Annotated in this window: 23 protein-coding genes; 6 read left to right on the top strand and 17 right to left on the bottom strand. The window is 65.5% G+C overall.

Translation table 11 applies throughout. The annotated features are described in order from the left end of the window. Positions 1-21: 21 nt before the first annotated feature. From AB4Y73_RS11965 to AB4Y73_RS11985, 5 genes are all read right to left on the bottom strand, one after another. Positions 22-2,277, bottom strand: a complete 2,256-nt coding sequence (locus AB4Y73_RS11965) for a polyribonucleotide nucleotidyltransferase (RefSeq protein WP_441872020.1) — start codon at positions 2,275-2,277, stop codon at positions 22-24. A 242-nt stretch (positions 2,278-2,519) separates the two neighbouring features. After that, the gene (gene rpsO, locus AB4Y73_RS11970; RefSeq protein WP_441871804.1) at positions 2,520-2,789 is read right to left on the bottom strand and encodes a 30S ribosomal protein S15; all 270 of its coding nucleotides are present in this window, start codon (positions 2,787-2,789) and stop codon (positions 2,520-2,522) included. A 216-nt stretch (positions 2,790-3,005) separates the two neighbouring features. Further along, the gene (gene kynU, locus AB4Y73_RS11975; protein WP_441871806.1) at positions 3,006-4,265 is read right to left on the bottom strand and encodes a kynureninase; all 1,260 of its coding nucleotides are present in this window, start codon (positions 4,263-4,265) and stop codon (positions 3,006-3,008) included. Continuing rightward, positions 4,262-5,116, bottom strand: coding sequence for a tryptophan 2,3-dioxygenase (kynA, locus tag AB4Y73_RS11980; RefSeq protein ID WP_441871808.1), 855 nt, complete (start codon positions 5,114-5,116; stop codon positions 4,262-4,264). The genes kynU and kynA overlap by 4 nt, the downstream gene beginning before the upstream one ends. A 51-nt stretch (positions 5,117-5,167) precedes the next feature. Continuing rightward, the gene (locus AB4Y73_RS11985) at positions 5,168-6,151 is read right to left on the bottom strand and encodes a bifunctional riboflavin kinase/FAD synthetase (RefSeq protein WP_441871810.1); all 984 of its coding nucleotides are present in this window, start codon (positions 6,149-6,151) and stop codon (positions 5,168-5,170) included. Between the two features lie 253 nt (positions 6,152-6,404). Here AB4Y73_RS11985 and AB4Y73_RS11990 point away from each other — a divergent pair, with 253 nt between their 5' ends. Next, a complete protein-coding gene (locus AB4Y73_RS11990; RefSeq protein WP_441871813.1) occupies positions 6,405-7,046 on the top strand; it encodes a DUF937 domain-containing protein in 642 nt (213 codons plus the stop codon). Positions 7,047-7,070: 24 nt separating this feature from the next. Here the strand turns inward: AB4Y73_RS11990 and AB4Y73_RS11995 are convergent, their stop codons facing one another. From AB4Y73_RS11995 to truB, 3 genes are read right to left on the bottom strand one after another with little or no spacing between them, the layout of a single operon-like run. Then, positions 7,071-7,553, bottom strand: coding sequence for a hypothetical protein (locus AB4Y73_RS11995; protein WP_441871814.1), 483 nt, complete (start codon positions 7,551-7,553; stop codon positions 7,071-7,073). A gap of 1 nt (position 7,554) precedes the next feature. After that, complete coding sequence (locus tag AB4Y73_RS12000) at positions 7,555-7,908, bottom strand: hypothetical protein (protein WP_441871816.1); 354 nt, start codon at positions 7,906-7,908, stop codon at positions 7,555-7,557. 2 nt (positions 7,909-7,910) lie between these two features. After that, the gene (gene truB, locus AB4Y73_RS12005) at positions 7,911-8,849 is read right to left on the bottom strand and encodes a tRNA pseudouridine(55) synthase TruB (RefSeq protein ID WP_441871818.1); all 939 of its coding nucleotides are present in this window, start codon (positions 8,847-8,849) and stop codon (positions 7,911-7,913) included. Positions 8,850-8,977: 128 nt separating this feature from the next. Here truB and AB4Y73_RS12010 point away from each other — a divergent pair, with 128 nt between their 5' ends. Then, entirely contained in the window at positions 8,978-10,141 is a 1,164-nt protein-coding gene (locus AB4Y73_RS12010) for a pyridoxal phosphate-dependent aminotransferase (RefSeq protein WP_441871820.1), read from the top strand. A 10-nt stretch (positions 10,142-10,151) separates the two neighbouring features. Here the strand turns inward: AB4Y73_RS12010 and trxA are convergent, their stop codons facing one another. Then, positions 10,152-10,586, bottom strand: coding sequence for a thioredoxin (gene trxA / locus AB4Y73_RS12015; RefSeq protein WP_441871822.1), 435 nt, complete (start codon positions 10,584-10,586; stop codon positions 10,152-10,154). Between the two features lie 14 nt (positions 10,587-10,600). Further along, on the bottom strand, positions 10,601-11,086 hold the full coding sequence (locus tag AB4Y73_RS12020; protein WP_441871824.1) for a nucleoside deaminase: 486 nt from the start codon (positions 11,084-11,086) through the stop codon (positions 10,601-10,603). Positions 11,087-11,285: 199 nt separating this feature from the next. Between AB4Y73_RS12020 and AB4Y73_RS12025 the strand changes: the two genes are divergently transcribed. Beyond that, positions 11,286-12,398, top strand: a complete 1,113-nt coding sequence (locus tag AB4Y73_RS12025; protein WP_441871826.1) for a ScyD/ScyE family protein — start codon at positions 11,286-11,288, stop codon at positions 12,396-12,398. A 93-nt stretch (positions 12,399-12,491) separates the two neighbouring features. Here the strand turns inward: AB4Y73_RS12025 and rbfA are convergent, their stop codons facing one another. The 5 genes from rbfA to rimP form a co-directional block, all read right to left on the bottom strand. Next, complete coding sequence (rbfA, locus tag AB4Y73_RS12030) at positions 12,492-13,001, bottom strand: 30S ribosome-binding factor RbfA (RefSeq protein ID WP_441871828.1); 510 nt, start codon at positions 12,999-13,001, stop codon at positions 12,492-12,494. Positions 13,002-13,251: 250 nt separating this feature from the next. Continuing rightward, positions 13,252-16,164 carry a translation initiation factor IF-2 gene (infB, locus tag AB4Y73_RS12035; protein WP_441871830.1) on the bottom strand — a complete coding sequence of 971 codons (2,913 nt, stop codon included), beginning with the start codon at positions 16,162-16,164 and terminating at the stop codon, positions 13,252-13,254. Between the two features lie 124 nt (positions 16,165-16,288). Then, a complete protein-coding gene (locus AB4Y73_RS12040; RefSeq protein WP_441871832.1) occupies positions 16,289-16,708 on the bottom strand; it encodes a YlxR family protein in 420 nt (139 codons plus the stop codon). Positions 16,709-16,881: 173 nt separating this feature from the next. Further along, positions 16,882-17,862, bottom strand: a complete 981-nt coding sequence (nusA, locus tag AB4Y73_RS12045; protein WP_441871834.1) for a transcription termination factor NusA — start codon at positions 17,860-17,862, stop codon at positions 16,882-16,884. Beyond that, entirely contained in the window at positions 17,862-18,476 is a 615-nt protein-coding gene (gene rimP, locus AB4Y73_RS12050) for a ribosome maturation factor RimP (protein ID WP_441871836.1), read from the bottom strand. The genes nusA and rimP overlap by 1 nt, the downstream gene beginning before the upstream one ends. Before the next feature lie 106 nt (positions 18,477-18,582). On the opposite strand from rimP, the gene AB4Y73_RS12055 reads away from it, so the two are divergent. From AB4Y73_RS12055 to AB4Y73_RS12065, 3 genes are read left to right on the top strand one after another with little or no spacing between them, the layout of a single operon-like run. Continuing rightward, positions 18,583-19,782: a DUF4439 domain-containing protein gene (locus AB4Y73_RS12055; protein WP_441871837.1), complete on the top strand. Its 1,200-nt coding sequence runs from the start codon at positions 18,583-18,585 to the stop codon at positions 19,780-19,782. A gap of 52 nt (positions 19,783-19,834) precedes the next feature. Further along, positions 19,835-20,563 carry a VIT1/CCC1 transporter family protein gene (locus tag AB4Y73_RS12060; RefSeq protein ID WP_441871839.1) on the top strand — a complete coding sequence of 243 codons (729 nt, stop codon included), beginning with the start codon at positions 19,835-19,837 and terminating at the stop codon, positions 20,561-20,563. Then, positions 20,560-21,624, top strand: a complete 1,065-nt coding sequence (locus tag AB4Y73_RS12065) for an aminoglycoside phosphotransferase family protein (RefSeq protein WP_441871841.1) — start codon at positions 20,560-20,562, stop codon at positions 21,622-21,624. The genes AB4Y73_RS12060 and AB4Y73_RS12065 overlap by 4 nt, the downstream gene beginning before the upstream one ends. Before the next feature lie 40 nt (positions 21,625-21,664). Here AB4Y73_RS12065 and AB4Y73_RS12070 read toward each other — a convergent pair whose 3' ends face one another. Further along, positions 21,665-23,059, bottom strand: coding sequence for a pyridoxal phosphate-dependent decarboxylase family protein (locus AB4Y73_RS12070; RefSeq protein ID WP_441871843.1), 1,395 nt, complete (start codon positions 23,057-23,059; stop codon positions 21,665-21,667). Positions 23,060-23,115: 56 nt separating this feature from the next. After that, positions 23,116-23,910: a sulfite exporter TauE/SafE family protein gene (locus tag AB4Y73_RS12075; protein WP_441871845.1), complete on the bottom strand. Its 795-nt coding sequence runs from the start codon at positions 23,908-23,910 to the stop codon at positions 23,116-23,118. Between the last annotated feature and the right edge of the window lie 5 nt (positions 23,911-23,915).

Consider the following 23,915-nt stretch of genomic DNA (forward strand, 5'->3'; position numbering starts at 1 on the left):
ATGCTGCTCCGCGTCAGTGGACTACAGCGCCTCTACAGCACCCTCTGCAGCGGAAGCGTCAACGCTGTCGCCAGCGCCTTCCTCTTCAGCCACGACAGGGGAAAGCGACAGCTTGCCACGGTCATCGATCTTGGTGATTTCAACCTGGATCTTCTGGCCGACCGAAACCACGTCATCAACGTTATCCACGCGCTTGCCGTTGGCCAGCTTGCGCAGCTCGGAGATGTGCAGCAGGCCGTCCTTGCCCGGGGTCAGGGAAATGAAGGCACCGAAGGTGGTGGTCTTGACGACCGTACCCAGGTAACGCTCGCCGATTTCCGGAACCTGCGGGTTGGCAATGGCGTTGATGGCGGAGCGTGCTGCGTCTGCAGACGGACCGTTCGTGGCGCCAATGTAGACCGTGCCGTCATCCTCGATGGAGATGTCAGCGCCGGTGTCTTCCTGGATCTGGTTGATCATCTTGCCCTTGGGCCCAATGACCTCGCCGATCTTGTCAACCGGGATCTTGACCGCGATGACGCGCGGGGCGAACTCGGAGAGCTCGTCCGGGGTGTCGATCGCGGAGTTGATGACATCCAGGATGTGCAGGCGGGCTTCGCGGGCCTGCTTCAGTGCTGCAGCCAGCACGGAAGCGGGGATGCCGTCGAGCTTGGTGTCCAGCTGGATGGCCGTGACGAACTCGGAGGTACCGGCAACCTTGAAGTCCATGTCCCCGAAAGCATCTTCGGCGCCCAGGATGTCAGTGAGGGCTGCGTAGCGGGTTTGGCCGTCAACCTGGTCGGAGACCAGGCCCATCGCGATACCGGCAACGGCTGCCTTCAGCGGCACACCAGCGTTGAGCATCGACAGCGTGGAGGCGCAGACGGAACCCATCGACGTCGAACCGTTGGAGCTGAGGGCCTCAGATACCTGGCGAATGGCGTAGGGGAATTCCTCGCGGGACGGCAGGACGGGCACGAGGGCGCGCTCGGCCAGGGCACCGTGGCCGATTTCGCGGCGCTTGGGCGATCCCACGCGGCCGGTTTCACCGGTGGAGTACGGCGGGAAGTTGTAGTTGTGCATGTAGCGCTTGCGCGTTACGGGTGACAGCGAGTCGATCTGCTGTTCCATCTTGAGCATGTTCAGCGTGGTGACACCCAGGATCTGGGTTTCGCCGCGCTCGAAGATGGCCGAGCCGTGTACGCGGGGCAGAACCTCAACCTCGGCAGTGAGCTGGCGGATGTCCGTCAGGCCACGGCCGTCGATGCGGACCTGGTCCTTGAGGATGCGCTGGCGCACAACCTGCTTGGTGACCGAGCGGAATGCTGCGGACAGCTCCTTCTCGCGGCCTTCGAACTGGCCGGCCAGGGCTGCGGTGGTTTCGTCCTTCAGGGCGTCCGTGGCAACGTCGCGGTCCTGCTTGTCCGCGATCTGGAAGACAGCGGCCAGCTTCTCAGCGGCGGCGGCCTCAACAGCTGCGTAGACGTCGTCCTGGTAATCAAGGAAGACGGGGAACTCAACGGTGGGCTTGGCGGCGCGTGCAGCCAGGTCGGACTGTGCTTCGCACAGCGCCTTGATGAACGGCTTGGCAGCCTCGAGGCCCTCGGAGACAACCTCTTCGGTGGGCGCGGTGGCGCCCTGTTCCTTGATGAGGTTCCAGGAGTTGTCCGTCGCTTCGGCTTCAACCATCATGATGGCGACGTCGTCACCGGCGATGCGGCCGGCTACAACCATGTTGAACACGGAGTTCTCAAGCTGGGAGTGCTTGGGGAAAGCAACCCACTGCGAGCCGTTCTCGTCGGCAACGAGGGCAACGCGGACGCCGCCGATCGGGCCGGAGAACGGAAGGCCGGAGAGCTGGGTGGACATGGAGGAGGCGTTGATGGCCACCACGTCGTAGAGCTCGTCAGGGTTGATGGCCAGGACGGTCACCACGATCTGGACCTCGTTGCGAAGGCCCTTCACGAAGGCCGGACGCAGCGGGCGGTCCATGAGGCGGCAAGCCAGGATGGCTTCGGTGGAGGGACGGCCTTCACGGCGGAAGAACGAGCCCGGGATACGGCCGGCGGCGTACATGCGCTCTTCAACGTCAACCGTCAGCGGGAAGAAGTCGAAGCCTTCGCGCGGGTGCTTGCCGGCGGTGGTGGCGGACAGCAGCGCGGTGTCTTCGTCGATGTACACCATTGCTGCGCCGGCCGCCTGCTTGGCAAGACGGCCGGTTTCGAAGCGGATTACACGCTTGCCAAAGCGGCCATTGTCAATGACGGCTTCTGAGAACTGGATTTCGGGACCCTCCAAGAGAGTCACCTCCGTTTCTGTTTCACGGAGTCCAGCCGCATCAACCCAGACCAGCATCTGTCGACTGGCCCTGCACCCGGTCGTCGATCGAGATCCACGGGCCGTGGCTTCAATCAACGAAGCCGTTTCCCGGGGATCACTACCGAGGACCGCGAATGCGTGATGCGGTTGATCCTCCTGTTTAATTTTCTTCTGAAGAAGGCGGCCCGATCCGCGAGGAAAGGGCCGCCCCTTAAGCCTGACTAGCGGCGCAGGCCGAGACGCTCGATGAGCGCACGGTAGCGGGTGATGTCAGTGTTCTTGAGGTAGGTCAGCATGCGCTTGCGACGACCAACCATGGCCAGCAGACCGCGCTGGGTGTGGTAATCGTGCTTGTGCACCTTCATGTGCTCAGTCAGATCCTTGATCCGCTGAGTCAGGACTGCAACCTGGACCTCCGGTGAACCGGTGTCGGCCTCGGACGTTGCGAAATCCTTGATGATGGTCTGCTTTACAGCGGCGTCAAGTGCCACAATAACTCCTAGAGATGTGCCGTGAGGCCCGAATCAGTAATTCACTGCCGGGTCTGCCCGCGCAGGAATTCCCTGAATTTCAGGGTCTTTCCACGCATGGCAGGAACCAGCCGCCACGGACTGCAGCCAGATCCAACGTTCAGTTTACCGGCAGCGCCACAGACTTGTCGAAACCGCCGCTCCGGTACGAAAAGCGCAGGCGCCGCGGCAGGAACGTTACCGCTGCAGGACGTCCCGGAGTGCGGCCATTCCCCGGTGCACTTCAGCGAAGCTGGTGCTCAGCGGGGACAGCCCGATCCGGATCCCCTGCGGCGCCCGGAAGTCTGGAATGACATCCTGTTCCCACAGCGCCGAGGTCACGTTCCGGAATGCCGGATGGTCCAGGGTGATGTGACTCCCCCTGCGTTGGGGATCCCGCGGTGACGCCAGTTCCACCCCGAGCGGCCTGAGCCACGCGTCGTAGAGCTCCACGGTGTAGGCGGTGAGTTCCAGCGACTTCTGCCTAATGGCCGCCATGCCGGTTTCGTCGATGAGGTCCAGGGTTCCGCGCATGGCCAGCATCCCGAATATGGCCGGCGTACCGCTGAGGAAACCCCGGATGCCGGGCGCAGGCTCGTAGCCCGCAGCCATCTCAAACGCGTCCTTGCGCCCCATCCAACCCCAGATCGGCTGCCGGAGGCCGGGCAGGTGGCGAGCGTTGACGTAAGCAAAGGCGGGCGAGCCTGGTCCCCCGTTGAGGTACTTGTAGGTGCACCCCGCAGCAAAATCAACGTCCGCGGCATCGAGGTCCAGCTCCACCGAACCGGCGGAATGGCAAAGGTCCCAGACCACCAGGGCTCCTGCGCTGTGCGCGACCTCGGTAATCGCGCGCAGGTCGGCCAGGAAGCCGGAACGGTACGCCACATGGCTCAAAAGTACGACGGCGGTGGCTAGTCCGGTTGCGTCCCGCACCTGGTCAGGGGTTACCCCTGCTGCCGGATCGGCTTCGATCCAGGTGAGCGTCAGGCCTTCCTCCCGGGCGATTCCCTCAACGAGGTAGCGGTCGGTGGGAAAGTTGTCGGTGTCCAGGACAATCTCTGTCCGGGCAGGATCCGGTACGGCGGCCAGGGCCGCCCGAATCAGTTTGTAGAGCACCACGGTAGTTGAGTCGGCAATGACGGTCCGGCCAGGGGCTGCGCCGAGGACAGACCGGCCCAACTGGTCACCGATGGCCTGTGGCAGGTCCAGCCATTCCTCGTCCCAGCCGCGGATCAGCCGCCCGCCCCAGCCGTCCTGGATAAAAGTGCTGATGTCGGTCACGGTCCTTTTCAGCGGCCGGCCCAGGGAGTTGCCATCGAGATAGGAGAGGTCGGTGTCCGTGCCGATGAAATGATCCCGGTACCGAGCCAGCGGGTCCATGGCGTCAAGGTGCGCTGCCCGCTCCAGGAGGGCGGCGTCGTCGTGATTTTCCATCCGCGCATCCGTGGTGCTGCTCATTGGCCGATCTCCGTCCGTACCGCGAATAGTTCCGGGAAAAAGGTGAGCTCAAGGGCTTTCTGGAGGAACGCGGCGCCGCTTGATCCGCCGGTGCCGGATTTCATGCCGATGGTCCGCTGTACGGTGCGCAGGTGCCGGAACCGCCACAGTTGAAAGTTGTCTTCAAGGTCCACAAGTTCCTCGCAGGCCTCGTAAGCACCCCAGTTGTCCGCCGCGTTTTCGTAGATGTGCTTGAAGAGCGGCACCAGCTCCGGGCAAAACGCGTGGGCGCGGGTGACGTCCCGGTCCAGGACGGCCTGCGGCACGTCGTACCCCTGCCGGGCGAGGTAGGCCAGGAACTCGTCGTAGATGCTGGGAGCATTGAGCAGCTCCGTCAGCATGGCGTGGGCGGCCGGGTCTGATTCGAACACCGGCAGCATCTTGCGGTTCTTGTTGCCCAGGACAAACTCCACGGCCCGGTACTGGCTGGACTGGAAGCCCGAGGAATTGCCCAGGAAGCCGCGGAACTGGGAGTACTCCGTGGGCGTCAGGGTAGCAAGGACTGACCACTGTTCCGTGAGGGTCTTCTGGATGTGTTTGACCCGGGCAATGCCCTTGAGTGCGGAGCCGAGATCGCCGGCGCGGAGCCACGCGGCGGCACTGCGGAGCTCGTGCAGCACCAGCTTCAGCCATAGCTCCGTGGTCTGGTGCTGGATGATGAACAGCATTTCGTCGTGGTGCTCGGGCTGACTGACCGGGTGCTGGGCACTGAGAAGGGTGGGCAGCTGAAGGTAGGACGCGTAGCTCATCCGGGAACTGAAATCCCGGACGATTCCCTTGTCCAGCTTGCGGGTGTTCTTCTCAACGGTCACTGCGCTGCCTTTCTCCTTCACGACGCCGCCATCGGTTGGCGGTGGGCCGGGTCAGCGCCTCGCCAGGAGGTCGTGGGCCTGAATGACATCCAGGCGCATTTGGTCAACGAGAGCTTCAGGCCCACGGTAGGCCACCATGCCGCGGAGCCGCGCCAAGAATTCCACAACTACTGTCTGGCCGTACAGATCGAAGTCCTCCACGTCCTCATCCGGGCGGTCGATCACGTGGGCTTCGACCTGGCGGCTCACGCCGTCGAACGTGGGATTGGAACCCACTGAGATTGCGGCGGGCCAGCGCTTGCCGGCCTGGTCAACCAGCCAGCCCGCGTAAATTCCATCGGCAGGCACAAACCCGCTGGCCTCGTGGGCGAGGTTGGCGGTGGGAAATCCGAGGGCCCGTCCACGGGCAGCACCGTGCACCACTTCGCCACGCATGCGGTGGGGACGGCCCAGCACCTCTGCGGCAGTGGCGACGTCACCTTCCTGCAGTGCTTCCCGCACCCAGGTGGAGGAACAGCGGCGGTCCGTGCCGCCGTCATTATGCAGCGGGTAGCCTTCGGAGCCGAACTCGCTGATGACCTGAACGTCGAAGTTGAACTTCTCGCCGAGCTGTTTCATGGTGTCAAGGTCGCCGGAGTTGCCCCGGCCAAAGCGGGCGTCGTGGCCGATCACCACGTGGCTGGCGTGGAGGCTGTCCACCAGGACCTGGCCCACAAATTCCTCGGGAGTCAGGCTGGCGAGGTTCAGTGAGTACTTCATGACCAGGACGCCGTCCAGGCCCAGTTCACCCAGGGCCACCAGTTTGTCCTCCAGGCCCATGATCATCTCCGGCGCGGTCTCCGGCCGGTGGATCAGGGCCGGATGCGGATCAAAGGTCACGGCCACCGCTTTGGTTCCGTTAAGGCGGGCGGACCGGATGAGCTCGGAGAGCACTTGTTGGTGGCCGCGGTGGACGCCGTCAAAGTTGCCGAAAGTGACAACGGAGGGACCAAAGTCCGCCGGGACCTCGGACGGATCGTTCCAGATGTAGACCATCACCCTCGCCTTTTACTGCCTGCACTGACATCTATCCGAACGCGCCGGCGCCGGAACTCTCTAAGATTACCCGCATTCAGCCAGCCCTTCTGACGCGGCGCAGTGGCGGCCAGCAGCCGCAAAATCACGCGGCCTTTCCCCTAGTAGCAGGCCGGGCACCGGGATTACGATGCAAGGGCAATCCTCGTATGTCACCCCGCGCGTGCCCCAAATAACCATGTCCGCGTCCGTCGCGTCGCTGAAGGAGTACCTCATGACCGAGATTCACGACCTCCTGAACCAGATTGACGTCAATCAGGTGGCCTCCCTGCTGGGCACCGACCCGGCCTCGGCGCAGTCCGCCGTGGAAGCGGCGCTGCCCACCCTGCTGGCGGGCATGCACACTAACGCCCAGGCTCCTGACGGCGCCGCCTCACTTCAATCGGCTCTCGGCCAGCACCAGGACGGCCTGCTCGACGGCGGCGTGGACGTCAGCCAGGTGGACACGGCCGACGGTGAAAAAATTGTCGGTCACGTGTTTGGCGGCCAACAGGACCAGGTAGCCGCGCAGCTGGCCGGTACTGCGGCGCTGGGTGGTGTGGGCAGTGACCTCATCCGCAAGGTCCTGCCCATCCTTGCACCGATCGTTATGTCCTATCTGGCCAGGAAGATCTTCGGGCAGGGCGGTCAGGCAGGAGTTGGAGCCGGCGGAGTTGGAGAAGGACAGCAGGGCGGCATCGACATTGGCGGCATTCTGGGCGGAATCCTTGGAGCTGGTGCCGGCGCCGGTGCAGGAGCTGGTGCAAATGCTGGACCCGGCCAGGAGGGTTCGGTGTTGGACAGCATCCTGGGTGGCCTCGGCGATATGCCCGGCGGGCTGGGCGGCCTGCTTGGCGGCCTTTTCGGTAAGAAGTAGCTGCTTTTCGACCCGGTGGAGTGGCTAGTCCCCTGCGCCTGTCAGGCGCTTACCCGGCCGGCGACGGTACAGCCAGGCCAGCCCGAGGATGGGGAGCAGCAGCGGGATGAACGCATAACCCCTGCCGAAAAGCGACCAGACCGTCTCGTGCGGGAAGGCGACCGGATCGAAGAGGCTCAGCGCGCCGACTACAAGAACTCCGAAGAGCTCCACCAGCACGGCGACAAGCGAGACCTTGAACCAGGTACTGCCTGCCTTGGCCAACGAAACGGTGGCCACGAGGTATACAACCGCGGCGAAAGCGGACAGCAGATATGCCAGCGGAGCATCGGAGAACTTGGTCAGGATCTGGTAGCCGGCCCGTGCGGTGGCCGAGATGGCAAACACGGCATAGACGGCGATCAGGAGCCGGCCCGGGCCGGTATTGCGGGTGTCCTTGCCGGAGACGGATGCGTGGTCCGGCGTCGTTTCGGGATGACGAGCTTTCACGTTGCGGGCTTCTTCCATGTCAGTACCAGATCTGGTTCATTCGGGCGGCCATCACCACGGCAGTGACGCCGACGGCGGCCAGGACAAAGTTGCTCCAGCGGGTCCGTTCGAGAATGGACCAGTAAACGGCGCCCGGCGGCAGGAGCATTGCCGTTGCCAGGTAGCCCCAGAACTCCCAGGCTTCCCCGGCGATCGGTTCGCCCGCGATCACCCTCACGATGGAACCCACCAAATAGACCACTAGCGCCAGTTCCACGGCGGCGACGGAAAGGATAGTGATGTCATTGGGTGCCTTCTTGAGGATGCCGGCCACGAGGCAGATTCCAGTTGAGAGCAGTCCCACCACAAGAATGATGTAGAAAAAAGCGTCCATTCCTAGGCGTCCCCGCTGGCGACTGTCGCGGACGAGGCGTTGCCGGGCGCGAACACCAGCACGGGCTTGGCGAAGTTGCCCGCATCGGCCAGCAGCGCCACCAGGCTCCCGTCGGGAGCAAAAGCCGCCGCGGGGTGTTCGGTGCTGGCGGCCCCGGTAGTTCCTGCGGGCGCCCCTGCCGCGATCCGGCGGCCGAAGGAGATCTCGGTGGTTTCCTCAGCGGTCAGTTCGCGGTTGGGCATGAGGGCCCGGGCAGCCTGGGACATTTCCAGGACAGTCAGTTCTTCAGCCAGCTGCTCGAGGGTGCGGGCCTGGTCCAGTGTGTAGGGCCCCACCTGGGTCCGGCGGAGGGCCGTGAGGTGGCCGCCGACTCCCAGTCCGTCACCGAGGTCACGGGCAAGCGCCCGGATGTACGTGCCGGAGGAGCACTCCACGGTGACGTCGATGTCGATGACGTCACCGCCCCGCTCCCGCCGGATGCCATGGACCTCGAAGCGATGAATGGTGACCGGGCGTGCGGCGAGCTTCACTTCTTCGCCGGAGCGGACCCGGGCATAGGCGCGTTCACCGTTGACTTTGATGGCGCTGACGCTGCTGGGCACCTGCTGGATTTCGCCCGTGAGGGCCGCAACGCCGTCGTGAATTGCCTCATCGGGGACGACGGCGGCACTGACGGTGGCCATAACGTCGCCTTCGGCGTCGTCCGTGATGGTGGACTCGCCCAGGCGGATGGTGGCCGTATAGGTCTTGGACGTGCCCACAATGTACGTGAGCAGGCGCGTGGCCTTGTTGATCCCCACCACCAGTACCCCGGTAGCCATGGGGTCCAGGGTCCCGGCATGGCCCACTTTCCGGGTTCCGGCGATGCGCCGCATCCGACCAACCACATCATGGCTGGTCCATCCCTGCGGTTTGTCCACTATCACCAGTCCAGAAAGCACGCTTCCCAGTATATCGGCGCGGGCATCCGCCCCCGGCCACGAGATGGGGCCCCGGCCACGAGATGGCGCACCCACCGCTGTGATGCGCCGCCCGCCGGTGTGATGGGGCGCCGGTTAGGATGGCAGGCATGCCTGAGCTTGCTGCACACGCCCGAGACGTCCCCGTTAACCAGATCCGCGAGATCACCGAAGCTGCCTGGCGGACACCCGGTGCAATTGTGCTCAGTATCGGCGAACCCGGCTTCCCGGTCCCCCGCCATATCCTGGACGCCGGCATGGCCTGCCTGGATCGGGACGAGACCAACTACACGCCCAACGCAGGTATCCCGGCACTGCGGGAAGCCTTCGCCGCAAGATTCCGGGAACGTGCCGGGCTGGATCAGGACAGCCTCGGGACCGACAGGGTCTACGTGGTGGACGGCGCCCAGCAGGGCCTGCACTTTGCCATGAGCCTCCTCCTTTCTCCCGGCGATGAAGTGCTGATCCCCAATCCGGGCTATCCCACGTTCGCCATGACCGGCCGTCTCCTGAACGCCGTCCCGGTGCCCTACCCGCTGTATCCGGACCAGGACTTTCAGCCCCGGATCCAGGACCTTGAGGCGCTCATCACCGACCGGACGCGGGTCCTGATCCTGAATTCGCCGTCCAACCCGCTCGGCGCGGTCCTGGGTGAGGAACTGACCCGGCAGCTCGTTGAACTGGCGCGCAGGCATGACCTCTGGATCATTTCTGACGAGTGTTATGAGGCGTTCACCTACGATGTGCCGCACGTCAGCCCTGCACGGTTCGACAGCGATGTCCCCGGCGAGGCGCGCGTCTTCACCTCACTGACGCTGTCCAAGACATACGGGCTGACAGGCCTGAGGATCGGCGCACTGATCTGTCCGCCAGGCATGGAGCGAACCATGAACAACGTGATGGAAGCGATCGTCTCCTGCGTTGCCTCGCCGTCGCAGTACGCAGCGCTGGCCGCCCTGACCGGCCCCCAGGACTACGTGAGCCATGCCCACGCACACTACCGCGCCAACAGGGACGCGGCCTCCGCTGTCTTGGCTGCAAAGGGTATTCGCTACTTGAGCGCGCAAGGCGCCTTTTACCTCTGGGCCGATGTCTCCCACGCCAGTGGCGGCGACGTCCGCGGCTGGACGCACAGGTTCCTGGCTGCCACCGGCGTGGCGGTAGCGCCCGGCACGGCCTTCGGCTCCATCGGCGAGGGCTGGGTCCGGATCGCGCTGTGCGGCAACCGGCGGCAGCTCGTTGAAGGACTGGGCCGGTTGCCGGACCGCGGCTAGACGGCCCGGTTTACGTATGGCCGGCCAGGGCCGAATCAAGCCAGGCGCGAAGGGCGGGAGCCGGCGCTGCGCCGGCCTGTTTAGCCAGCACCTTGCCCCCGGCCATGACCATCAAGGTGGGAATGGCTTGGACGTCGAACCGGCTGGAGAGCCGCGGCGCCCGGTCAACATCGACTTTGACGAGTTTGATGCCGCCGGCCCGCTCAGTGGCCAGCTTGTCCAGGACAGGGCTCACCATCCGGCAGGGTCCGCACCAGGCGGCCCAGAAGTCAACGAGCACCGGGACCGGGGACTGCTCTGCCACGACGGCGAAGTCGTCATCCCCCGCGGCGGTGATCCATGGCAGTCCCTGCTTGCAGTTTCCGCAACGCGGACGGCCGGACGCAGCTGCCGGGACCCGGTTGGTCTTGCCGCAGCTCGGACAGGTGATCAGTGCAGGTTCCACAGGTGCCTCCGGATTCAGTATTCCTTGCGCTGCGCATTGGCGCGCCACGCGTCGAAAGGGGCGTCCGACGTCGGTATCGCCTCGTGTGCCACCGGCATGAGTTCCGGCCTGGTGCCTGCAAAGTAGTCGTAGAACATGGCATCGTCGAAACCGGCGGCCGCTGCACCGTAGCGGTCCGCCGCGAAGTAGACCCGGCTGATCCGTGCCCAGAGAGCGGCGGACAGGCAGAGCGGGCATGGCTCGCAGCTGGTGTAGAGCACTGCGCCGCTGAGATCGAAGTTTGCGGCCGCAGTGGCTGCGGTCCGGATGGCGACCACTTCTGCGTGTGCGGTGGGATCGTTGTCGCGGGTGACCCGGTTAACGCCCTCATGGAAGCGGCCGTCGGGGGTCACCACCAGGGCGCCGAACGGTCCGCCCCCGTCAGCCACGTTCCGGATGGCCAGCTCAATGGCCTGTTGCAGGTACGGGGTGGCGTCGTGGTGCTCGCTCGGCTGGGTCATAGCTAGATCCTAGCCATGACCCGGCGATCCGTGCCCATACTCCCCGCGCAAAGTAGGGGGCGTCGGCGAGGCAAATTCAGTCGACGTTGGCTGTCCGGAGGACTACTCTTGCGCCCGGGGGCTGTATAAGTTCACATCAACTTTGGTCTCATTGCCCGGCCCCGTCCGCGGGGTTGCGCACCTCAACCCGGAGGATGCAATGAAGAAGAAGTTTCCCTTGGCCGCGTGCCTTGCCGCGGCGGCGTTAGTCATTCCCATGGGCCCGGCCGTAGCAGGGTCCTCGTCGTCAGAGCCAGAGACCCTCGCCAAGGGGCTGCTCGCACCGCTAAGCCTCGCGGTCGACAAGAACGACTCTGTCCTCGTTACGCAGAATTTTGCCGGCCGCCTGGACCGTGTGAAGGATGACGGGCAACTCGCCAACCTCTACACCAGGGCCGGGTGGGATGTCTCCGGCGTTGCAACCCAGGGTGGAGCCACGTATTTCCTGGAAAGCGTGGGAGCCGGCGGAGGTAAGCCGGACGCGCTCAAAGGGTACGTGAAATCCATCGGCCGGTCGGGAGAGGTGCGCACCATTGCCGACCTCGCCGGCTACGAACGCGCCCACAATCCGGACGGTGACCAGCACCATGGCTTCGGCGACGACGTGTCCGCCGATTGCCTAAAAGGCTGGCCCGCTTTCCCTCCGGCCCGGTACGAGGGCCTCGTTGATTCCCATCCGTATGCCACCGCGGTTAAGGGCGACACGCTGTACATCGCCGACGCCGGCGCGAACGCCATCCTGGAAGTCGATGCGGATACCGGTGACATCTCGACCGTGGCCGTTCTTCCGCCGAGGCCGGCCGTCATCCCTGCCGGTGCCAGGATCCCGATCGACATGGCGGGAGGGACCGTTGAAGCCCCTGCCTGCGTTGTCGGCCACGAATATGCCTTTGAATCTGTGCCAACAGATGTGGAGATCGGCCCCGATGGGTGGCTCTATGTCTCTTCGCTCCCGGGCGGTCCCGAGGACACGTCCTTCGGAGCCCGTGGTGCGATTTTCAAGGTCAATCCCTGGACCGGCGCGACACGACTGTGGGCAGAGGACATTCTCAGCCCCACCGGCATCGCGGTAGCCGACAACGGTGACGTTTACGCGGCTTCGATGTTCGGTAACGAGATCGTCAAGATCGATGCGTGGAGCCGTGAGAGTACACAGTTCCTGGCGGTCAACGGCCCTGCGGCCGTGGAATTGAGTGGAGATACTCTCTACGCCACGGCGGGTTTCGGTCCCGGGGCACCGGCCGGAACCGTCATTAAGGCCAGCATCAATTAGATGCTGCCGGGTGCATAAGCCCAGCAGACGAAGGAAGCCCGGACTGCAATTGCGGCCCGGGCTTTCCTGTTGATGCGCTTGGCGACCAGACGGCTACTTGTTGCCGTCCTCGTCGAGGCCTTCGTCGTCGGTGAGGTCAAGGTCCTCTTCGTCGAAGTCGTCTTCATCGATCTCTACATCGGCGGGAATATCGCTCTTGTAGGGGTCGGGGTCGCCGGCATGCTTGGCGTTCTCGGCCAGGGCGGCCACTTCGGCGTCGCGCTTCTTGGCTTCCCGAAGCAGTTCCTCAAGATTGGAGGCGACCACAGGGATCTGGTCAGCCACGAATTCCAGGGTGGGGGTCAGCCGAACAGTAACGTTCCGTCCCACTTCCTGGCGCAGCACACCCTTGGCCTTCTCCAGCCCCTTGGCCGCATCCGACTGGACAGCCTGGTCACCGAGAACGGTGTAGTAGATGGTGGCGTGCTGCAGATCATTGGTCACCCGGGCATCAGTAACAGTAATGCCCTCCAACCGAGGATCCTTAACCTTCCGGCCAAGAGCCTCCGCAACAACAACCTTGATCCGCTGCGCCAACTTGGCAGCCCGTGCGGGATCAGCCATTTCCACTCCTAAAAATTTGGGATGTACGACGGCGCAGTGACAGATAAGCGTTTGAGTTGCCTTTGCTGCCACGCGCCTGAGGTGAGTCTAAGACGATGCCGGAGAGTTTTGGGGGCGCCCGGGAGTGGCATCGGGCCTACCGGAGCTGGGCGGGGCGCCCCCAAAACTCGGAGGCTCCCGGGTTGGGCTTAGGGGCGGGGCCGCCGGAAAAATCCCAGCGGCCCCGCACCTCAGTAACAGCTAGACCAACTTAGACGCGCGGCTTTTCGCGCATCTCGAAGGTCTCGATGATGTCGCCTTCGTTGATGTCGTTGTACGAACCAAGACCGATACCGCACTCGAAGTCCGTGCGGACCTCAGTGGCGTCGTCCTTGAAGCGCTTGAGCGTCTCAACGGTGAGGTTGTCACCGATGATCTTGCCGTCGCGGCTGACCCGGGCCTTCGTGTTGCGTCGGATGATGCCCGAGCGGACGATGGAGCCTGCAATGTTGCCGAACTTGGAGGAACGGAACACTTCGCGGACTTCGGCGGTGCCCAGCTGAACTTCTTCGTACTCCGGCTTGAGCATGCCCTTGAGGGCCAGCTCGATGTCATCGATTGCGCCGTAGATGACGGAGTAGAAGCGCATGTCGACGCCTTCGCGGTCTGCCAGTTCGGCAACACGCTCGGCAGGCTTGACGTTGAACCCGATGATGACGGCACTGTCGACCGTCGCCAGGTTGACGTCGTTCTGCGTGATGGCGCCAACTCCGCGGTGGATGACGCGCAGCTGCACGCCTTCCCCGACGTCGATCTTGAGCAGTGCGTCTTCGAGGGCTTCCACGGCACCGGACACGTCACCCTTGAGGATGAGGTTGAGGGTGTCGATCTTGCCATCGGCAACGGCCTTGTCGAAGTCTTCGAGGCTGATGCGCTTGCGGCGCTTGGCCAGTGCGGCGTTGCGGTCGGCAGCTTCACGCTTCTCAGCGATCTGGCGGGCGGTGCGCTCGTCAGCAGTCACAAAGAAGGTGTCACCGGCGCGCGGCACGTTGGACAGACCCAGTACCTGCACGGGGCGGGACGGGCCGGCCTCGGTCAGTGCGCTGCCGTCGTCGTCGAACATGGCGCGGACGCGGCCGTGGGCCGTGCCGGCCACGATCGTGTCACCGACACGCAGGGTACCGGACTGGACCAGGACGGTGGCAACTGCACCGCGGCCCTTGTCCAGGTTCGCTTCAATCGCGATGCCGCGGGCGTCCTTGTTCGGGTTGGCGCGCATGTCCAGGGCAGCGTCTGCGGTGAGCAGCACAGCCTCAAGGAGCTCGTCGATGTTGAGGTTCTGGCGGGCAGAAACCTCAACGAACATGGTGTCGCCACCGTATTCCTCGGGAACCAGGCCGTACTCGGTCAGCTGGCCGCGGACCTTGTCCGGGTTGGCGCCTTCCTTGTCGATCTTGTTCACTGCAACCACGATCGGCACGTTGGCCGCCTGGGCGTGGTTCAGGGCCTCAACGGTCTGCGGCATCACGCCGTCGTCCGCTGCGACCACCAGGATGGCGATGTCGGTGACCTTCGCACCACGGGCACGCATGGCGGTGAACGCCTCGTGGCCCGGAGTATCGATGAAGGTGATCTTGCGATCGGTGCCTTCGTGGTTGTGGGTGACCTGGTAGGCACCGATGTGCTGCGTGATGCCACCGTGCTCCCCGGCCACAACGTCCGACTTGCGGATGGCGTCGAGCAGGCGGGTCTTGCCGTGGTCCACGTGGCCCATGACAGTGACAACCGGAGGACGTGCCTCGAGGTCTTCGTCGCCTTCTGCTTCAAGTTCGGCGTCGAAGTCGATGTCGAAACCGGAGAGCAGCTCGCGCTCCTCGTCCTCCGGGGACACGACCTGGAGCTTGTAGCCAAGCTCCTCGCCGAGCAGCGCGAAGGTTTCCTCATCCAGTGACTGCGTGGCCGTGGCCATCTCACCAAGGTGGAACAGGACGGTGACCAGCGCGGCGGGGTTTGCCTCGATCTTGTCGGCAAAGTCCGTGATGGACGAGCCGCGGCGCAGACGCACTACGGTGTTGCCGTCGCCGCGGGGTACGCTCACGCCACCCAGCGACGGGGCACTCATCTGCTCAAGTTCCTGGCGCTTGGCGCGCTTCGACTTGCGCTGCTTGCCACGCCCTGCGCCGCCCTTGCCGAAGGCACCCTGGGTGCCACCGCGACCGCGGCCGCCCTTGCCGAAGCCACCGCCGGCGGGAGCGCCGCCACCGGAGCCGGGAGCGCCGCCTGTACCGGGAGCGCCACCCGGACGTCCGGGTCCGCGTGCTCCGCCACCGGGACGTCCTGCACCAGCGGGTGCGGGACGCTCAGTGCGGTTGGGCATCATGCCCGGAGTCGGTCGGTTTCCACCGGCACCCGCGGGACGGGGTGCACCCGGACGGGGTCCACCTGCGCCAGCGGCCGGGCGGGGTCCACCTGCACCGGCTGCGGGACGGGGGCCACCCGGACGGGGACCACCTGCACCGGCTGCCGGACGCGGACCACCGGGACGGTCGCTGTCGGGACGGCTGCCACCGCGGGGCATGCCCTGGGAGGGAGCGAACGGGTTGTTGCCCGGACGCGGGGCACGTTCTCCGTCGCCGCCGCGGCCGCGGGGCATGCCCTGGGACGTGGCGAACGGGTTGTTGCCGGGGCGGGGACCGCCGGGGCGCGGAGCCGAGCCGCCCTGTGATCCACCCTGGCGGGTGGGTGCTGCCGGGGCTTCAGCCTTCGGTGCCGGACGGGCACCGGGCTTGGCGCCCGTGGACGGGGCACTTGCGGCCGGGGCGGGTGCAGCGGGTGCTGCAGGCGCAGCCGGAGCTGCGGCAGCAGGGGCGGCCGGTGCTGAAGGAGCGGCGGCAGCGGGAGCCGAAGCAGCGGGCGCTGCCGGGGCTTTGGGAGCTGCGGGACCCGGAGCGGGTGCTGCGGGCCGTGATTCTGCCGACGGGGCAGCCGCCTTGGGCGCTGCTGCGGGAGCTGCAGCCTTGGCCGCGGCGTCGGGGTAGGCGTTGCGGAGCTTCCGCACCACCGGGGCCTCAATGGTTGAGGAGGCGGAGCGAACGAATTCGCCCAGTTCCTGCAGTTTTGTCACTGCATCTTTGGAAGTAATACCGAGCTCTTTAGCGAGCTCGTGTACGCGGACCTTGGCCACATTTCTCCTGTCTCGGTCCGCACCGAGCCAGGCACGAACCGTCTACTTCTTACTGCGGGCCCCAGCCGCGGTTGCAGCAGAAGGGCCCATTGCAGAGCGCAACAAAGTTGTCATCGTTGCGCACTCATCGCTGGGAACTCATCGGGTTTCCATCAGTTTTCTGACCCGCTTTCAGGTTGGACGGTTTTGCTGCAGTGGCCGAAGGCTCCTGCAGCGGGCTGGCGGCCTGCTTACGTGCCAGGATCCAGCGTTCGACGGCGGTAGCCCCGGTTGCGCCGTTGAGGGCCCTTCCGAATGCTCGCCGTTTGACCGCCAGGGCCAAGCACGTTTCGCTGGGGTGCAACCATGCTCCCCTGCCAGCCATCCGGCGTCGTTCGTCTACCAGCACCGCAGTGGAACCGCTGCTTTCGGCGACGAGCCGGAGTAACTCAGACCGCGGAGCCTTCTTCCGGCATCCGATGCAGGTACGCTGCGGTTGATCCTCGCTGTGCTGATTCGCGCTGTGAAGCACTTCTCCCACGGTGAGCATCTTCCTGACGTTCATATCTGCCGGCCCAGGGGTTCACTCCGCCGGTCAGCGGAGCGGAACTCACAGGGCACACGAATACCGGCCGTTAGGCGCGGTCATTGTCTATTCTAGCCCCTCGGGGCCGTTCTGCCCGAAACCGCGGCGTCGGCCGGGGCGATTCGACGGCCGGCCGACGTGCTGGAGTCGGTTTAGCTTTGCGTGGGGGCGGCCGCATCCGAAACGATATCGATCCGCCAGCCGGTGAGCTTGGCCGCCAGACGGGCGTTCTGGCCCTCCTTGCCGATGGCCAGGGAGAGCTGGTAGTCCGGAACCACCACGCGTGCGGAGCGGGTGGCTTCGTCGATGATGGTGACCGAATTCACCCGTGACGGGGACAGTGCGCTGGCGATGAACGTGGCGGGGTCCTCGCTGAAGTCGACGATGTCGATCTTTTCGTCGTTGAGTTCCGTCATGACGGCGCGGACACGGGAACCCATTTCACCGATGCAGGCACCCTTGGCGTTGATGCCCGCGGCGTTGGCTTTGACGGCGATCTTGGTCCGGTGACCGGCCTCGCGGGCCAGGGCGACGATCTCCACGGAACGGTCCGCGATCTCGGGGACCTCCAGTTCGAACAGCTTCCGTACCAGGCCCGGGTGTGACCGGGACAGGGTGACGGACGGACCCTTGGTGCCCCGGTGCACGTCAATGACCAGTGCGCGGAGGCGGTTGCCGTGGGTGTACTTCTCCCCCGGTACCTGTTCGGGCGGCGGCAGCAGGGCCTCCACCGTGCCCAGGTTGACCTGGATCATGTGCGGGTTGTTGCCCTGCTGGATCAGGCCGGCCACCAGTTCGCCCTCGCGCCCCTTGAATTCACCGAGGATGTTGTCGTCCTCGACGTCGCGCAGGCGTTGCAGAATGATCTGGCGGGCGGTGCTCGCGGCGATCCGGCCGAAGCCGGCAGGCGTGTCCTCGAACTCGCCAATGGGGGCGCCGTCGTCGTCAATCTCCACGGCCCAAATTGTCACGTGGCCGCTCTTGCGGTCCAGCTCGGCACGGGCCTTCTCAAAGGCACCAGGCGACTTGTGGTACGCCACCAGGAGCGCCTGCTCGATGGTGGGGATCAGCAGGTCCAGCGGGATTTCGCGCTCACGCTCCAGAAGCCTCAGTGCGCTCATGTCAATATCCATCAGGCCTCCTCAGAAGGTCCATTGTGCTCAGGTTCCAGACCAGCTTCTTCAAGGTGGCTGAATTCGATCTCGACTTTTCCGTTACGGATCCTGTCGAAAGGAAGTATTTGCGGCTCGCCCTGCTTGGGCTTCATGCCCTTCTTGACGGCGATTTCAGGGATGATGGTCACGCCGCTTTCGTCCACGGACCGCACCCTGCCGGTGACGTTTTCGCCCTGGATGACGTTGACCTTGACCATGCGGCCCTTGGCGCGGTGCCAGTGCCTCGGTTCCGTCAGAGGACGCCCGACGCCGGGTGAGGATACCTCGAGGTCGTAGGGCCGTCCGTCGTCCGCAGGATCGTTGTCCAGGACGTCCGAGAGGACTCGCGAAATATCGGCGATGACGTCAAGGTTCACGCCGCCGGTTTCCTCCTGCGGCAGGTCCACCACGACGTGGACCACACGGTGGGAGCCGGGGATGATGGACACGTCTTCCAGGTAGAGGCGGTTTGCCTGGACCGCGGGCTCCAGCAAGGAACGGAGCCGTGCAGCTTCCGGATTATTGGCGGACGCAGCTTCAGCCGTACCCGATCCGGTAGGGTCTGATGAAGTCGTGGCTTCTGCATTACTCACGATGCCGGCCGCCTTCCAATAGATGATGTTGTGACTACTAGACTAGCGATTTTCCGGCCGCAGTGGTGCACAGTGGTGCCCCCTGGCCGTGACAACATGGTCTGTTGTGAACGACGACACCACGGAATCCGGTCCCCGCAGAAGCTATTTCCGGTACGCCGTATTCGCCTTGGCCGGACTGTTGGTGCTGAGCCTCGGTTTTGTCCTGATCCCCCGTGAACCGGATGCTCCCGCGCCGCCGCCGTTTTCGGAGGAGGCCAGGGCTGCAGCGTTCTCGGACGCGGTCCGTCTCCGGGCACTTGCCGTGGCTGCCGGAGACGACGCCGAGGCAGCCCGGCAGGAACCCGCGGCCGCCGCGGCGCAACGCGCTGTGACTTTGCTGACTGTGCAGGCCCGGGCGTTGATGCTGCCCAATGATCCTTCGATTCCGGTAAGTTCGGCCGGGGCTTCGTCCTCGCAGATTCCATCCACTCCTGCGCAGGCTTCCCCGCCGTCCGCAGCCGCTGAGCTCGCCAACGCGCTTCACACGAGCGGAGCCCAGCGGCTCAGTGACGCTGAAAAGGCCGACGGCGGCATCGCCCGCCTTCTCGCCGGCACCGGCATTGCCCAGGTCCTGGCGGCCGAGGAGTTGGCGGCGGCGACCGGCACCGCGTTGGGCGCACTTCCCGGCCACACCGTGTCCGGGTCCGGCCTGCCCGCCCCCGGCCTGCCCTCCCCCGCAGCGTCTGCTCCACCCGTATCTTCCTCGGCAGTGCCTTCCCCGGCCGTCTCATCCGCTGCCTCACCGGCCGCCAACTGCTCCGCGCCGGCGGCCAATGGCACTGCAGACGTGGCTTCATCCTTGACCTCGGTGGCGCGCGCGGAGCTGGAACTCGTTTACGCCTACCAGGCGGCACTGACCCGGCTGCCTCCCGGGTCCGTCGCTCCGGCGTCGGACTTTCTCACCCAGCATGAAGACCTCCGCCGTGACGCCGGGGCGGCTGCGGGCGCCCACTGCGCCTCCCTGCCTCCGACGCCCGCAGGCTATGCCTTGGATGCAGCCTTCCTGGCAGATCCGGCAGCTGAGCTGGGGGTGCTGGAGGCCGGTACGCTCCCGGCGTACGGCGACTTGGTTGCCCTCAGCGCCGGAGCCGATCGGGCATGGGCCCTCGCCGCCCTTCAATCGGCGGCCCGGAGAACCGTTTACTGGGGTGCAGCTACGGGCCCGGTTGCCGGCGCGGTCCTGGATGAATCCGCACTGCCACCCCTCCCGGCCGTGGAGCAGAGTCCGTCAACAAGCGGCACCCCAACCCGCGGCACGCCTTAGCGTAGCCTCAGTACACTGGTCAGCAACGGCCACCAAGTGATTTGCTGAGGTCATGGACAACGCACCCGCAGCTGCTCTTCACGAGAACGAGCCGCACCACAATGACATAGCCCACCGCCTTAACTGGCTCCGTGCCGGTGTGTTGGGCGCCAATGACGGAATCGTATCTGTGGCAGCCATCGTGGTTGGTGTCGCCGGTGTAACCAACGAACCGGGTCCGATCCTGGTAGCTGGCGCTGCAGGCGTCGTTGGCGGTGCAATCTCCATGGCCCTGGGCGAATATGTCTCCGTCAGCAGCCAGAAGGACAGTCAGCAAGCCCTGATCGAGAAGGAACGCCGGGAACTCCTTGAGCAGCCGGAAGAGGAGCTCGCAGAACTTACTGCGATCTACCAGTCAAAGGGCCTCAGCGCGGAAACTGCCGGCGCGGTGGCCCGCGAGCTCACGGCTCACGACGCCCTGGGCGCCCACCTGTCCGCGGAACTGAACATTGACGAAACAGACATCGTGAGCCCCTGGCACGCCGCCTTGGCCTCAGCAGTTGCCTTCCTGATCGGCGCGATCCTGCCGATGCTGGCCATCCTCCTTCCGCCCGCGGACATCAGAATCCCGCTGACCTTCGTTGCCGTCCTGGTGGCGCTCGCGGCCACGGGGGCGTTGGGAGCCTGGATCGGAGGAGGATCGAAGATGCGTGCAGCGGTACGCGTGGTGGTAGGCGGCGCACTGGCCCTGGTGGCAACGTTCTCGATCGGCAACCTGCTCGGGGCAAGCGGCGTGATGTGAACCTCCGGACAGAGGTCCCTGTCCCGCCGGCACTCAGTGTGCGCTATGGACGCACCAGCGCCGGACGGGCCTGGCTCGCCTCACTCCCTGGCCTCGTACACGGACGGCTGGAGAACTGGGAGTTGGCCCTGGACCTGGAACCCGGAGAACTTCCCTGGCACGGGCAAGGCGGCATGGTGATCCCGGTCCGCAGGAATGACAGGACCCCGGCCGCCCTCAAAATCGCTTTTCCCCACGACGAAGCCCGCGTAGAGCGGCACGCGCTTGCACTGTGGGGCGGGTCGGGAGCCGTCCGCCTGTTGGAGGCCGACGCCGGAACCTGCGCCATGCTCCTCGAACGGCTGGATCCTCGCTGCTCACTTCAGACCGTACCCCTGGCGGAAGCGGCAGCTGTGTGGGGCGGGCTCATGCGGCAGTTGAGCCTGGTGCCCGGCGAGGAGCACGTATGGCGGGAATTCGACCACATTGCCGGCAGGGCAGAACAGTGGAGCGATGACCTGCCCGCCGACTGGGAACAACAGGGCCGCCCCTTTCCGCGCTGGCTGCTCGAATCCGCCCTCGAAGTCTGCCAGATCCGCGGTGCCGTGGGCCGGCGCTCGGGCCGGGACGTTCTAGTGCACACCGACTTCCATTTCCTGAACGTCCTGGCCAGGCCCGAGGCCGCAGCTGCCGCTGTCGGTGGTGTTCTGGCTCCGAGCGGTAGGACCTTCGTTGCCATCGACCCTCAGCCCATGATCGGTGAACCCGAATTCGCGGTGGCCCCGCTGTTGTGGAACCGCCTGGGCGACCTGCCGCGGGGCAATCCGGCCGCGGGGCTCAGGCAGCGCTGCCGGGATTTCAGCGCCGCGGCGGGCCTTGATGCCGGTGCGGCGCGCGAATGGGCAGTGGTCCGCGAAGTGGAAAACGCGCTCTGGTACGCCTCGAGGCCAGGCCGTCAGGGCGATCTGGCAAGGTCGCTGTGGGTAGCCAGCACCCTTGCCGGTCACACGCTTAGCGGCCTCCCCACCGCCCACGACCTGCCCGAACCTGGCACATCCGGACCGCGGGAGGCGGCCCGCTAAGCATCAACGGGCTCGGCCGGAAGTCCTGAGCCACAGCCTGTCAGCCCGCTGCCCGGACCGCCGCAAAAGCGGAGCTGACCGCCTCGACCGCAGTACCGACGTCGTCCGCGTTTGTACTCCAGTTACTGACCGAGACGCGCAGGACGTCCCTGCCATGCCAGTGTGAGCCGGACATCCAAACCTTGCCGTCCTCGATGACCCGGGCTGTCACCGCGCGGGTGGTGGCGTCGTCCCCGAAGGCCAGCGAAACCTGGGTGTAGTCGACGTCGTTGAGCACCTCAATGCCGTCCAGGTCCGCCAAACGGCTGCCGATGCTGGCGGCGGCAGCCGCGAGGCCGCGCACCTGCGCGGCAACTCCGTCCCGGCCCAGCGACCGGAGGGCGGCCCACACGGGCACGCCGCGGCCCCTGCGGGACAGCTCCGGTACCTTCTGGAACGGGTCGCCGGGGCCTTCGGCATCGTGGATCAGGTAACTGGTGTGCAGGCCCATGGCGTTACGCAGGGCTGTGCTGTCCTTGACCACGGCAATACCGCAGTCATACGGAACGTTGAGGGTCTTGTGGGCATCCGTCCCCCACGAATCGGCCAGCGCCATGCCGTGCGTGAGATGCGCGAGTTCGGGTACCGCAGCGGCCCACAGCCCAAACGCACCGTCCACGTGGACCCACGCACCATGCCGGCGGGCAACCCCGATGGCAGCGTCGAAGGGATCGAAAGCGCCCGAGTGAAGATTCCCTGCCTGGAGGCAGACGAGCGCCGGCCCGGATCCGTCGGACAACAGCCGGTCCAACTCTGCGGGGATCAACCTTCCCTGGGCATCTGCGGGTACCGCCATGGGCCGTCCCAGGCCCAGGTAGCGTAGGCCGAGGTCAATGGTCTCGTGGCGCTCCTGGCCCACGAAGCACCTGATCCGCGGGGCACCTGCCAGCCCGTCGCCGTCAAGATCGCAGCCCGCGTCCGTCAGCAACCGCCACCGGGCAGCGGCCAGGCCGGTGAAGTTGGCCATGGTGGCCCCGGTGGCGAAGCCGACGTCGGACTCCGCGGGGAGGCCAAGGAGGTTTACCAGCCAGTGGCCGGCACCCTCTTCGATGGCGGCTATGGCGGGGGTGGCGTAGCGCAGGCCGGCGTTCTGGTCCCAGGCGCTCACCAGCCAGTCGGCGGCCAGCGCCGCAGGCAACGTGCCGCCGATCACCCAGCCGAAGAAGCGCCCGGAGGGCATGGCCATCAGCCCGGGCTCGGCCTTGTCCGCGAGATACTCAACCACCTCTGCGGCCGGCATGCCCTGGGCCGGAAGGGGCCCGTTGAAGTCAGCCGCGAGGTCATGGGCGCTCCGGGCTGGCCCTACATGCCGGTCCGGCAAGCTCGCCAGCCACGCGGCGGCTCGCCGGGCCGCGACGGACAATGCCTCCGAATAGGGTTCCCCACCTGCGGACATACCTTGCATGGTACGCCGGGGCGGCGCCGGGCCGCGAGGATTCCCCGTAACCCGGCTCAGGCGAAGTTCTCCTGCCAAACGTCGAAGCCGAGCTTAATAATCAGGGCACCCACCACAAGAAGGAACACCACACGGATGAACCTGCTTCCCTGTTTTACGGCAGTCCTGGCCCCCAGATAGCCTCCGGCCATGTTGGACAGGCCCAGCACCAGGCCCACACCCCACAGGAGCGAGCCGTGGGGCAGGAAAAAGATCAGGGCGCCGGCGTTGGTGGCCATGTTCACGATCTTGGCCTTCGCGCTGGCTTCCAGGAAGGCGTACCCCATCGCCGATACTAGCGCGATGATGAGGAAGGAGCCGGTGCCGGGACCGATCAGGCCATCGTAAAAACCGATGACGGCACCGATCAGGCAGGCCACGATGTAATGCTTGTGGCCGTCATGGCGCAGCAGGGTGATGTCGCCGACGCTGGGCTTCAGCGCCGTGAAAAGCGCGACGGCGATCAGTGCGGCCACGATGATCGGTTTGAACACGCTGGCTGGCAGCGTAGCCGCCAGCACCGCACCGCCGAAGCTGCCGGCCAAGGCGATAACCGCCATGGGGACGGCTGTCCGAAGATCCGGTTTGACCCGGCGGTAGTACGTCACAGCACTGGTGGTGGTCCCGAAAATCGACCCCATCTTGTTGGTGGCCAAGGCCTGGACCGGAGTGATTCCCGGAACCAGCAGCAAGGCGGGCAGTTGCAGCAGCCCGCCGCCGCCCACCACGGCATCCACCCAGCCGGCGGCAAATCCAGCCACCACAATCAGGATGATCGTGGTGAGCTGGATCGACTCGAAACCAGATATCACCGCCG

It is taken from the genome of Pseudarthrobacter sp. TAF60_1, from assembly GCF_052113505.1.
In the GTDB taxonomy this organism is placed as follows: domain Bacteria; phylum Actinomycetota; class Actinomycetes; order Actinomycetales; family Micrococcaceae; genus Arthrobacter.